The following is a 12,273-nucleotide window of genomic DNA, read 5'->3' as shown; positions in this document are numbered from 1 at the left end:
CGTCAACGTTCCCGCAGCCGGGAAGTTTGACGCACAGTTCGGAGATTGCGAGGAGTTTGACGCACAGAACGGTCAGGACTCGAGCTGGGCGTTGAGGCCCTGGACGGCCTCGATGAACTCGTCGATCATCTCGAACACCACCTGGGCGGCCGGCTTCGAGGTGTTCATGGAGCCCACGATCTGCCCGACGAAATAGTTGGCCAGCTTTGCTGCACCCGACCCCTCACGGTGGGCGGCCCGGTCGATGCGAGCGATGGCCTGGTTGATGAGCAACGGCTGCGCCGGCATGCCGAGCGGCATCGGGGTCTCGGGGTTCTCCCACTCGTCGGTCCACGCCGACTTCAGCTGCCGAGCGTGCTTGCCGGTGCGTGACCGCGACCGGATCGTGTCGGCCGACGATGCAGCCAACATCTTCTCCTTCACCACCGGGTGCGTTTCGGCTTCTTCGGTGGTCAACCACACGGATCCGCACCAGACGCCCTGCGCGCCGAGCGCCATGGCGGCGGCCATCTGGCGGCCCCGTCCGATACCACCCGCACCGAGAACGGGAACGTCGCCGACGGCATCGACGATCTCGGGAATCAGGACCATCGTGCCGATTTCCCCGGTGTGACCACCGGCTTCGGACCCCTGCGCGATGAGCAGATCGACACCGGCGTTGACATGGCGTGCGGCGTGCTGGGCCTTGCCCGCCAGCGCACCGACCTTGCGGCCAGCGCCCTTCACCTGGTCGACCATGAACGCCGGAGGCGGACCGAGAGCGTTGACGAGCAGCACCGGGTTGTGGGCGAGGGCGATTTCGAGCTGGGGACCCACCTGGTCGGCCGAGAACGGGGCGGGCCGATCGGCTCGCGACTCGAACTGGCCACGGGTGTCGTCGTCGGCGAGCGCCGGCACGTCGTAACGAGCAAGGATGTCATCGACGAACGCCTTGTGCTCGGGTGGGATGGTGTCCATGATGTCCTTCACCGTGAGCCCGCCCCCGGTGTCGGAACCTGCGTATTTGGCGGGGACGATGACGTCGACGCCATACGGACGCCCGCCGAGTTCCTCCTCGATCCAGGCGAGGTCGATCTCGAGCTGCTTCTCGGAGTGGCCGGCGGCGCCGAGGACGCCGAGGCCGCCGGCCTTGGTGACGGCGACGACGACGTCGCGACAGTGCGTGAATGCGAGGATCGGGACGTCGATCCCGAACATGTCGGTGACCTGGTTCTTCACTGGCTGACCTTCTCTCTGGCGGCTTGTGCGGCGGCGTTTGCGGATTCGACGACGGTGGTGGGAACGGTGACGACCCGCGAGCGCAACCATTCGCCAAGGGCCTTGGCTTGTGCGTCTTGGCGGGTCGAGGCGGCGACACCCTCTTCGAGAATGCCGTGGATCAAGAAGTTGAGCGCCCGCACGTTGGGCAGACGATGGCGCTCGATGGTGAGCTCGGCGGCCTCGGGCAGGAGCTCACGCAGCCGGTCGGTGGTGAGCTCGTTGTCGAGCCACGCCCATGCCGCGTCACTGCGCACGAAGACGCCGATGTTCGCGTTGCCACCCTTGTCGCCCGAGCGGGTGCCGACGATCTCGCCCAGCACGACGTCGACCGTGGGCCCGGTCGGCATGGGCGCCACCGGCTCGTCGGCGAGCTCGAGCGGGGGGCCAACGGGAGCGACCGAGTCGATCTGGACCGTATCGCCATGCTGCTTGCCGTCGGGTCCGAGCACCCGGACGTACTGCGGGACGAGATCGGAGGGGACGGTGGCCGGCCGATAGACACCGAACGAACTGGCTGCCGACGGGCCGCCGCCCAAGCCGTACATCCCGGGGATGCCGGCCAGCGCCGTGTGGATCATGGCGTCGTTGAAGGCTCGGCCGACCTTGCGTTCGTCGTGGTCCTTGACCGTGACCCGCCAGATGGCCGTGGCCTCCTCCTGGGTTGAAGGGTCGGGCTTGTTCGTGTGGATGACCTTGTCGGTGATCGACTCGAAATCGTCGGGCCCGTACGGACAAGCGTCCCAGAACGTGGCCTGTGCGAACGCCGCCTTCTCGTCGATGTCGAGTCCGGTGAGTGCCACGGTGAACGAGTTGCGGAAGCCACCCATCTCGTTCATTGCCACCTTCAGCGTGTTCGGCGGTGCCTCGCCTCGAACGCCTGAGACCCGCACTCGATCGGGGGCGACCTGTTCGAGTTGCACGGTGTCGAAGCGCGACGTGACGTCGGGTCCGTAATAGGCGGGTCCGCCGATCTCGTACAACAACTGCGAGGTGACGGTGCCGACGCTGACCGCCCCTCCGGTGCCGTCGTGCTTGCCGATCACACACGAGCCGTCGGCGGCGACATCGGCCCACGGGAACCCGAATCGGGGATTCGTGAGGTGATCGGGGATCTCGGAGAAGAACGAGTAGTTGCCGCCGGTGACCTGAGCGCTGCATTCGATGAGGTGACCGGCAACCACGCCCCCCGCCAGCTGGTCGAAGTCGGTCCGCTGCCAGCCATGGTGCCAAGCGGCCGGACCACACACCACGGCGGCATCGGTGACTCGCCCGGTGATCACGATGTCGGCTCCCTTGGCCAGGGCGTCGACGATGCCGAAGCAACCGAGGTAGGCGTTGGCGGTGAGGTAGTCGTTGGGGTCGCCGAGCGAGCCTCCGTTGCCGAACGGCTGCAGCGCTCCGCTCTCGACGAGCTCACCGACCCGACTCATGAGATCGTCGCCGCTCACGTACGCGATGGTGGGAGCGAGACCGAGCTTCGCGGCAACCTCGGCCACGGCGTCGGCGCAACCATCGGGATCGAGTCCGCCGGCGTTCGACACCACCTTGATGCCACGGTCGAGGCAGGTGCCCATCACCTGTTCCATCTGCTTCACGAACGTGCCGGCGAACCCGCCTGCCGGTCGCTTGGAGCGGATTCGGCTCAGGATGAGCATGGTGAGCTCGGCGAGCCAGTCACCGGTGAGCACGTCGATCGGGCCGCCCTCGACCATCTCGACCGCGCCCGACGGCCGGTCGCCGAAGAAGCCCGAACAGTTGGCGATCCTGATGGGATCGGTCATGGTGAGTCCTCCCCGTTGTCGCTCGCATCGAGCTGCACCAGCAGATCGCCCTGATCGACCCGGTCACCGACGGCGAAGCGCACCTCGCCGACCACCGCGTCGCTCGTGGCGATGATCTTGTGCTCCATCTTCATGGCCTCGACCACCATCAGCAGCGTGCCGTCGGTGACCCGCTGCCCCGGCTCGACATGCACGGCGATGACCGTGCCAGGGAGCGGGCAGATCGGGCCTCCGCCGCCGGCGGCTGCCCCCTCGTGATCGACGAACCGTGGCGCCGACGACCAGCGGAGCGAGCCGGCCCGACTCGTGGTGGCGACGTCGTAGCCGGCCACCGGGTTCGCGCCCGGCACCACGCTGGTGGCGATCGCCTGGCGACGACCGTCGATCTCGAGGATCTGGTGGCCGGATGATCGATCGAACATCCGCACCGTGACCACGCGCCGATCGTCGTCGGACAGCACGCCGTCAGGACCCGGCTCGGGCCACGGGCCGACGAGGACTCGGGCATCGTTGCGGCCGCATATGACCACCTCGACCTGTTGGGGTTCGCCGGGTCTACTCTCGGCGACCCAGGTGGAGCGCTCGCCCTGGGTGCGCAGATTGCGCCAACCGGACGGAGCGAACGGCGTGACGGTGTCGGTGGTCCGAGCGAACGAGTCGGCGGCGAACACCGCCCCGAGCAACAGGGCCAGCCGGTCCTCGCCATCGGGACCACTCGCCTCGACCACGGCGGGGTGCTGATCGAGATACGACGTCGTCGTCTTGGCGGCAAGGAAGTCGGCCTCGCCGAGCATGGCCACCGACGACACGAGGTTGGTGGCGATACCGGTGACCTGTGACAACCGCAGGCCGCGAGCCAGCGTACGGGCCGCATCGCTGCGAGTCGGCCCGTAGCCGATCACCTTGGCCAACAAGGAGTCGTAGTCGGGAGTCACCTCGGCTCCGGCTCGGAAGCCGGTGTCGACCCGGAGGTGGCCCTCGGGGTCGAGATCGAAGGCCGTGATCACACCGGTCGATGGCAACCAGCCTGCCGCCGGATCTTCGGCAACGAGCCGGACCTCGATGGCGTGTCCGGTGATGGTGACGTCGTCCTGGGTGATCGGCAACGGCTCACCGGCCGCCACCCGCAGCTGGAGTTCGACCAGATCGAGTCCGGTGACCGCTTCGGTGACCGGATGTTCGACCTGGAGGCGGGTGTTGACCTCGAGGAAGTTGATGAGCGGCGTGCCGTCGGGATCGTCGGCGACGAGGAACTCGACGGTGCCTGCGTTCTCGTAACCGATGTGGCGGGCGAGCGCGAGCGCCCCATCGCAGATGGCCTGCCGGGTGGCCTCGCTGATGCCGGCCGATGGCGACTCCTCGAGCACCTTCTGATTGCGGCGTTGGATGCTGCACTCGCGTTCGCCGAGGTGCACGACGTTGCCGTGCGAGTCGCCCATGATCTGGACCTCGACGTGGCGTCCGTTCTCGATGTAGGGCTCGATGAAGACGGTGCCGTCGCCGAAGGCCGACAGCGCCTCGCGGGAGGCGGCTTCGACTGCCTCGGCCAGGTCGTCGGCCGAGCGGACGATGCGCATGCCCCGGCCGCCCCCACCGGCGGCCGCCTTGACGAGCGCCGGCATGGCGACGCCGTCGGGCACGTTGCCCGGCGAGGCGTCGGTGGTGCCCGCTGTCGGGACCCCGGCGTCGATCGCCGCCTTCTTCGCCGCCACCTTGTCACCAAGCAGCGCGATCTGCTCGGGCGTCGGCCCGACCCAGATGAGTCCGGCGTCGATCACCTGCTGGGCGAACGCAGCGTTCTCGGCCAAGAACCCGTAGCCGGGGTGGATGGCGTCGCAGCCAGTGTCGAGTGCCGCCGCCAGCACGGCATCAGCCCGGAGATACGAGGCCGAGGGGGCAGCACCGCCGAGGGACACGGCGAGGTCGACCGCGTCGACGTGAAGGGCGTTGGTGTCGGCGTCGGAGTAGACCCCGACCGTGTCGATGCCGAGCCGGTGAGCGGTGCGGGCGATCCGCACAGCGATCTCGCCTCGGTTGGCGATGAGGAGCCGGTTGATGGTTCGGGTCATGTCAGTGCCTCCACACGCCGTACTCGGTGGCGCCGACGACCTCGTTGCTGTGGGCGGCGGAGATCGCCATGCCCAGCACCGTGCGGGTGTCGGCGGGATGGATGATGCCGTCGTCCCACACACGGCCGGTGGCGTAGAGCGCCGTTGATTCGGTCTCGATCTGGCCTTCGAGTGCGGCGGACTGGGCGGCGAGCGCCTCTTCGTCGACCTCGATCCCGCGACCCGCAGCGGCGTTGCGGGCGACGATCTCCATCACGCCCGCCAACTGCTTGGGACCCATCACGGCGATGCGGTGATTGGGCCAGGTGAAAATGAACCGGGGGTTGTAGGCCTTGCCGGCCATGCCGTAGTTGCCGGCGCCGTAGCTGGCGCCGACCATCAGGTTGAAATGCGGGACGGTCGAGTTCGACACGGCATTGATCATCTTGGCACCGTTGCGGATGATGCCGCCCTGCTCCGCCGCCGAGCCCACCATGAACCCGGTGATGTTGTGCATGAAGACCAGTGGCGTGTTGGTCTTGTTGCAGAGCTGGATGAACTGCGCGCCCTTGGCCGCCTCTTCGGAGAAGAGGATGCCGTTGTTGCCGAGCACGCCGACGGGGAACCCGTGGATCGAACCCCAGCCGCACACCAGCGTCGACCCATAGAGCGGCTTGAACTCCTCGAAGCGGCTGCCATCGAGCACCCGGGCGTAGATCTCGCGGATCTCGAACGGGATGCGCACGTCGGCCGAGGCACAGCCCAGCAACTCCATCTGGTCGTAGAGGGGTTCGTCGGCGGCGAGCGACGGGCCGGGACCGAGCTTCTTCCACCCGAGGTGCCGAATGATCTGGCGAGCCAATCGGAGGCCGTCGAGCTCGTCGACGGCGAGGTAGTCGGACAGCCCCGAGGTGCGGGAGTGCATCTCGGCGCCACCGAGCGACTCCTCGTCGATGATCTCGTCGATCGCCATCTTCACGAGCGGAGGGCCGCCGAGGTAGGCCGTGCCCCGGTCCTTGACGAAGACCGTGTAGTCACTCATGCCGGGGACGTAGGCGCCGCCGGCGGTATTCGGTCCGAAGGCGACCGTGATGGTGGGGATCCCCGCCTTCGACAGTCGGGTGAGGTCTCGGAACTGCTCGCCGCCTCGAACGAAGATGTCGGCCTGGCGGGGAAGATCGGCGCCCGCCGACTCGTTGAGGACGATGACCGGTAGCCGGTTCTCTCGAGCGATCTCGTAGAAGCGGGCCGACTTGAGCCACGAGTTCGGATTGGCCGACCCGCCCCGGTACGTCATGTCGGTGCCGAGGATCGCGCATTCGACCCCCTCGACCACGCCGAGCCCGGCGCAGATGCCGACACCGATCGGATCCTGCGTGCCCCAGCCCGCCAGCGGACTCAGTTCGAGGAACGGTGTGCCGGGATCGACGAGCGCCTCGACCCGCTCACGAACCAGCATCTTGCCCCGGTGGCGGTGGCGGTCGACGTAGCGCTGGCCACCGATCGTCGGCACCTTGACCAACTCATCGGCGACCAGATCCCACAGGTCGGACATCGCCGCGAGGTTCGCCTGATACTCCGGCAAGCGGGTGTCGAGCCGGGTCCGCATCGGGGTGCCGATACGGGGCTTCTGACGCTGCGGCCCGCCGCTCGGGCTGGTCGGAAGGGTCTGCAGGGAAGGCATTGGCGGACGGTACCAGGCTTGCTGTCGCGGTACCCAAAATGGCAGGATGCCGCCATGTCGCAGCTTGCAGTCCTGGTCGATGGTGTCGATTTCGGCGAGGGTCCACGCTGGCACGACGGGCGACTCTGGTACTCCGACTTCTATCACCAGACCGTCTACGCCGTGACGCCCGACGGCGAGCAGGAGGCCATCGTCCGAGTCGAGCAGCAGCCGTCGGGGCTCGGCTGGCTGCCCGATGGCCAGCTCTTGATCGTGTCGATGAAGGACCGCCGCCTGCTTCGCTACGACGGCACCGACCTCCACCTCCACGCCGACCTCAGCGACGTCGCCGCCTTCTGGTGCAACGACATGGTCGTCGACGAGCGGGGCAACGCCTACGTCGGCAACTTCGGTTTCGACCTCTTCACCGCCGGACGCGACGCCGCAACCACCGCCACGCTCGCCCTGGTTCGGCCCGACGGCACCGTCGAGGCCGCCGCGCCCGACCTTGGCTTCCCCAACGGATCCGTGATCACATCTGACGGTCGCACCTTGATCGTCGGCGAGTCGATGGCGAGCCGCTTCACGGCGTTCGACATCAACGACGACGCCACCCTCACCAACCGACGGGTCTGGGCCGAGACCCCCGGCTGTGTCCCCGACGGCTGCACACTCGACGCCGAGGGTGGGATCTGGGTGGCCGACGCCCGGGGTCAGCGTGTGGTCCGCTACGTCGAGGGTGGCGAGCTGACCGATGAGATCGCCACCGACCAACCGGCGTTTGCCTGCATGCTCGGCGGCGACGACGGCACCACGCTGTTCATCCTGACAGCGCCGAGTTCGAGCCCCGAGTTGGTGGCTGGTCAAGGCAAGGGCGCCATCGTGAACGCCACGGTGGCCCACCCCCGAGCCGGCCGCCCGTGAGCGCAACTCCTCGCGACTGCAGCTCGGTGGCGATGCCCCAGGTGCTGCGACGTCCATGCGCTCGTGATGTCGTTCCGGCGGCGATGGCGGTGCGGCGATGACAACGGTGCGGCGATGACCCTGCATCGCTCATGACCGTGTCCAATACCGGACACCTGGATCGTGCCCGTGAGCTGAGCGCTGGTGCACCCCGGCCGTTGCTGTCGCGAACCGCCGAGAACCGGCTCGGCCAACGTCACCACGAGATCCTCGAACACATCGAGTCGCTGTTCATGGAACGGGGATTCGCCGACATCACGATCGGCGAGATCGCCGCTCGGGTCGGCTGCTCGCGCCGAACGCTCTACGAGATCGCTCCGTCGAAGGAGCAGCTCGTGCTGGTCGTGCTCGACCGGTTCCTCAACAAGAAGGGTCGCTCCGCGCTGCTCGCCATCGACCACGACGATCCGGTCATCACCCAGTTGCGGAGCTATCTGACCGGCGGCCTCGAGTTCCAACTCAAGGCGACACTGTCGGAAGACCTCGCCGACGACGCCCCGGCCCGCCGCCTCGTCGACCGGCACTACCGCTTCGCCATGACCGTCGTCGAGCGGCTCGTGCGCCTTGGCGTCGACCGTGGCGAATTCCGGCAGGTCGACGCGGCCGTGGTTGCCGCCACCGTCGCCGGAGCGTCGCTCTACCTCGGTCAACCGGAGATCGTCGCCGACATCGGCCTCCCGGTCGGTGAACTCGTCGACCAGATGCTCGACTTCGTCCTCGCCTCGTTGCTCCACCGAACGGAACCGTGAATGCTCGCCTCCGCCGCCGTCGCCCACGCCGACCTCCGAGTCCTGCTGATGAGCGTGTACCACCTCACCGGTGACCAGCGCTGGCTCAGTGACCCCTACCGACCATCACCGCTGGTCGGCGACCAGCGGGAGGGATCATCGTCCGACCAAGCAGGCTCGAGCGTCCGAGCGGGTTCGGGCGACCAGGCGGCGTCATTCGACCAGGCAGGGCTGTCCCACGACGCGGCGCTTCGGCTCCGAGTGGTCGCCGCCGAGCTGATCGAGATGAACATCCAGCCGGTGATCAACGATCCAGGCACTGCCCTTCTCACCGAGATGCTGCGCTGGTGCGTGGGCGACGAGGTCGATTCCGACCGGGCCGCCGCCCTGCGCGCCGAGCTCGACTTCACCCAGCCGACCCCGTCCGACCTCGGTGCCGACGAGTTCGCATCGCTCTCCGACGCTCAGCGTCACCTGGCCGAGCGGCTTCCCCACTACGCCACCTGGACCCGAGTCGTCGCCCGCCACCGCTGACCCCCTCGCCTGCGTGCCGCCAACCCGTTCTGTGCGTCAGAGTCACCGGCCATGACCGTTCTGTGCGTCAAAGTTCCCGCAGCCGGGAAGTTTGACGCACAGAACGGAAAATGCGACGTGTTTGACGCACAGAACGGACGGTTCGCGGGCGAATAGTTGGTCACCGGTGGCCGACGCTCAGGGCATGGACGAGGATCAGACGAACGCGGCCCTGTCGTTCACGCTGCGTCGTGACACCGTCTCCGCCGTCCTCGCCGTCGAGGGACCGATCACCGAGATTCTCGGCTACGAGCCCCATGAACTGATCGGCGTCACGTCGGTCGACCTGCTGCACCCCGCCGACAGCGACGCCGGTGTGACCAGCTGGGTACAGATGCTGCTTGGTCCCACGCTAGAGGGTCGCTTCCGTGGTCGCTATCGCCACCGTGATGGCTCGTGGATCTGGGTCGACACGCACAATGTCAACAAGCTCGATGATCCCGACTTCGCGTGCGTGATGTCGATCATCACCGTCACCGATGAGGCCGACGTCTCCATCCACGAACAGCTGCGGGCCCAACGGGAAGTGCTCGCCCGCCTCAACGAGCTCCTTCCGGTCGGCCTGCTCCACGTCTCGATCGACGGTCGTGTGATCGAGTCCAACCAGTTGCTGCGCGACCTGGTCGGCGTGGAGGATCCTCGTCGCCTCGACGACCTGATCGCCGCTGTCGCTCCCGCCGATCGGGGTCTGATCGACGATCTCATCTCGGTGCTCCTCGCAGGCGGCGAACCACACTCGGTCGAGTTGTCGTTCGTCTCCGGTCGCAACTGCCTCATCGACGTGCGCCACCTCACCGGGCCGGACGGCGCCGTGAGCGGGGCGCTGGCGGTGCTGAGCGACATCACCTCGCAAGCTGCCGAACGCGACGAGTACGCGGCCGCCGCAGCCACCGACACGCTCACCGGCCTCTGCAGCCGTCGTTCCCTCCTGCGCTCGCTCGAGGAACTGCTCGAGGCTGGACGCACGTTGACCCTGGCGTTCGTCGACCTCGATGGATTCAAGGCGATCAACGACGAATACGGCCACCACATCGGTGACCTGACACTGATCGAGACGGGACGTCGGCTTGCGGCGGTCGTTCGCGATGGCGACGTGGTCGGCCGGATGGGAGGCGACGAGTTCGTCGTCATCATGCCGGCGAGCTCGGCGACGGCGAGTAGTGAGACGATTCGACAACGGCTCGAGTCGGCATTCCGCAGGGTCGCCGTGGTCGAGGGGGTCGAGCTCCAGCTTCGTGCATCGATCGGTGTCGTGAAGACCAGCGAACTTGCTGATGTGAGCGACGCCGTGACGCTTCTCGGCCGGGCTGACGAGGCCATGTACGCAGTCAAGCGCTCCCGCCAGCGCGCCGCAGCGCACCGTCGTTCTGTGCGTCAGAGTCACCGGCCATGACCGTTCTGTGCGTCAACGTTCCCGCAGCCGGGAAGTTTGACGCACAGATCGGGAATCGCGACGTGTTTGACGCACAGAACGAGAGACGGGGCGAGCGGGAGTTGGGCGGGGGCGTATGATCTGGCGCCATGGCTGACCTTCTCGATGTGCTCGGTGGTGCGCTCGACGACCGAGCGGTCTCGGCGCTCGCCTCATCGCTGGGCATCGACGCCGACGATGCCGGCAAGCTCGTCGCTGCTGCTCTCCCGGTGCTGATCGAACGGCTGGGGGCGAACGCGAAGAGCGGCGACGCCGGCAACATCGCCTCGGCCGTCGCGAAGGATCACGATGGCGCGCTCCTCGCCAACGCCGCCGGCTTCCTCGGCGGGGGCTTCAAGGGTGGTCCGGGCGTTGCCATCTTGAACCATGTGTTCGGCGACCAGATCGACGACGCCCTCGTCACGGTCTCGACCGCTACCGGCCTGCCGACACCGGTGGTCCGCCTCGGCTTCACCGCACTCGCCCCCATGGTGTTGGGAGCGATCACGCAGGCCGCCATCGGTGCCGTCACCGCCGTGGTCGTGATCAAGCTGCTCGACGTCGCGGTCGACCAAGTCCGGTCCGGCCGAGCCCAGGCCCTGATCGGCCGCGTCAATGCATCGCTCGACGACGACGGCGACGGCAACGCTCTCGACGACGTCGGCCGCAGCGCCGTCGACGTCACGAAGAAGGTCGGCGTCGGCCTCGCCACGACCACCGCCAAGGTGGCCCGGTCCGATCGCACCAAGTCGGCAGCCAAGACCGGCGCCAAGGTGGCCATCAAGGGCGGCACGGTCCTGGCCAAGACGGGCGGCAAGCTCCTCAAGAAGGGCCTCGGCCGCTTCCGGAAGCGCAAGTAGCAACTGGGCGTTCAGCTGACCGCCGACTCGATGACGAGGGTGCCGGGATCGGCATCGATGGTCGCCGTCGTGCCGAGTGGAACGGCGACGGGATTCGAGCCGTGGCCGATCGGCAACCCGCCGAGGATCGGGACGCCGAGGCGCTCGAGACGGTCCCGCAACACCTCGACCGCCTCCCAGCCGTCGGGAATGGTCTCGTCTACCTCGGGACCGCAGCGGGTGTACTGGCCGACGGCCACGCCGACGATGTGGTCGAGCGCCCCGCTGTTGGTGAGCATCGTGAGCTGACGGTCGATGTGGCCGAGGCGCAGGTTGACCGCCTCCAGCAGCAGGATCGCTCCGTCGAGCGAGGGCAGTGCCCAACCCGACGAAATGGCCACCATGTCCTGGTTGCCGCCGATCAGCCGTCCCGACGCCCGCCCCGACGTGGTGAGGGCCGACGTCGACTCCTCAGCTCTCGCCGCAACCGTCACGTCGTCGGTCGAGAAGACCGCTCGTTCGAATGAGGCCGCCGACGCGGCGCCGTGCAACTCGGACGCCCAGGCCGCACCGTGGAGCCCGACCAGTCCGAGCGTACGGAACAACGCCAGGTGGAGCACAGTGATCTCGCTGAACCCGATGAGCAGCTTCGGGTGGCGACGCAGCGAGTCGACATCCAGGCGGTCGGCGATCCGGTACGCGCCCTTGCCGCCGCGAGTGGCGATCACCGCCCGCACACCGGGATCGGCGAACGCCTGGTTCAGATCGGCGAGCCGATCGTCGTCGGTGCCGGCCAGGTAGCCGTGAACGTCGAACGCATGGTCGCCCACCTCGGGCACCAGGCCGAGCGACCGGAGGCCTGCAACGACCAACTCGATGTCGCCCCGATCCGGCGTACTCGCCGGCGACACCAAGCGAACTCGATCCCCGGACTGGAGCCGAGGTGGGCGGATGACGGACATCGCTCGATCGTGCCATGGCGCCGAGGGCTGCACCACGATGGGCAT

10 protein-coding genes are annotated in these 12,273 nt (G+C 67.7%); 5 read left to right on the top strand and 5 right to left on the bottom strand.

The genetic code is table 11. The features are described from left to right. Positions 1–72: 72 nt before the first annotated feature. Genes R2733_22350 through R2733_22335 form a run of 4 tightly spaced genes read right to left on the bottom strand, consistent with a single transcriptional unit; the run spans position 73 to position 6,773 of the window. The gene (locus tag R2733_22350) at positions 73–1,218 is read right to left on the bottom strand and encodes a nitronate monooxygenase family protein (protein ID MEZ5379257.1); all 1,146 of its coding nucleotides are present in this window, start codon (positions 1,216–1,218) and stop codon (positions 73–75) included. Then, positions 1,215–3,041, bottom strand: coding sequence for an acyclic terpene utilization AtuA family protein (locus tag R2733_22345; protein MEZ5379256.1), 1,827 nt, complete (start codon positions 3,039–3,041; stop codon positions 1,215–1,217). Before R2733_22345 ends, R2733_22350 begins: the two co-directional genes overlap by 4 nt. Then, positions 3,038–5,110 (bottom strand): biotin carboxylase N-terminal domain-containing protein, encoded by a 2,073-nt coding sequence (locus R2733_22340; protein ID MEZ5379255.1) that lies wholly within the window; start codon positions 5,108–5,110, stop codon positions 3,038–3,040. Before R2733_22340 ends, R2733_22345 begins: the two co-directional genes overlap by 4 nt. A 1-nt stretch (position 5,111) precedes the next feature. After that, positions 5,112–6,773 carry a carboxyl transferase domain-containing protein gene (locus tag R2733_22335; GenBank protein ID MEZ5379254.1) on the bottom strand — a complete coding sequence of 554 codons (1,662 nt, stop codon included), beginning with the start codon at positions 6,771–6,773 and terminating at the stop codon, positions 5,112–5,114. 54 nt (positions 6,774–6,827) lie between these two features. On the opposite strand from R2733_22335, the gene R2733_22330 reads away from it, so the two are divergent. The 5 genes from R2733_22330 to R2733_22310 all read left to right on the top strand — a co-directional run bounded on the left by R2733_22330 (position 6,828) and on the right by R2733_22310 (position 11,287). Continuing rightward, complete coding sequence (locus R2733_22330; GenBank protein MEZ5379253.1) at positions 6,828–7,676, top strand: SMP-30/gluconolactonase/LRE family protein; 849 nt, start codon at positions 6,828–6,830, stop codon at positions 7,674–7,676. A gap of 131 nt (positions 7,677–7,807) precedes the next feature. Beyond that, entirely contained in the window at positions 7,808–8,464 is a 657-nt protein-coding gene (locus R2733_22325; protein MEZ5379252.1) for a TetR/AcrR family transcriptional regulator, read from the top strand. Beyond that, the gene (locus R2733_22320; protein ID MEZ5379251.1) at positions 8,465–8,977 is read left to right on the top strand and encodes a hypothetical protein; all 513 of its coding nucleotides are present in this window, start codon (positions 8,465–8,467) and stop codon (positions 8,975–8,977) included. Positions 8,978–9,161: 184 nt separating this feature from the next. Continuing rightward, entirely contained in the window at positions 9,162–10,409 is a 1,248-nt protein-coding gene (locus R2733_22315) for a diguanylate cyclase (protein MEZ5379250.1), read from the top strand. A 128-nt stretch (positions 10,410–10,537) separates the two neighbouring features. Then, positions 10,538–11,287, top strand: coding sequence for a DUF937 domain-containing protein (locus tag R2733_22310; protein ID MEZ5379249.1), 750 nt, complete (start codon positions 10,538–10,540; stop codon positions 11,285–11,287). 11 nt (positions 11,288–11,298) lie between these two features. On the opposite strand, the gene R2733_22305 is transcribed toward R2733_22310, so the two are convergent. After that, positions 11,299–12,228 (bottom strand): LD-carboxypeptidase, encoded by a 930-nt coding sequence (locus R2733_22305; protein ID MEZ5379248.1) that lies wholly within the window; start codon positions 12,226–12,228, stop codon positions 11,299–11,301. Between the last annotated feature and the right edge of the window lie 45 nt (positions 12,229–12,273).

Source organism: Acidimicrobiales bacterium, from assembly GCA_041394265.1.
Lineage (GTDB): Bacteria > Actinomycetota > Acidimicrobiia > Acidimicrobiales > SZUA-35 > JBBQUN01.
This window is presented reverse-complemented; position numbering and strand designations above follow the sequence as displayed.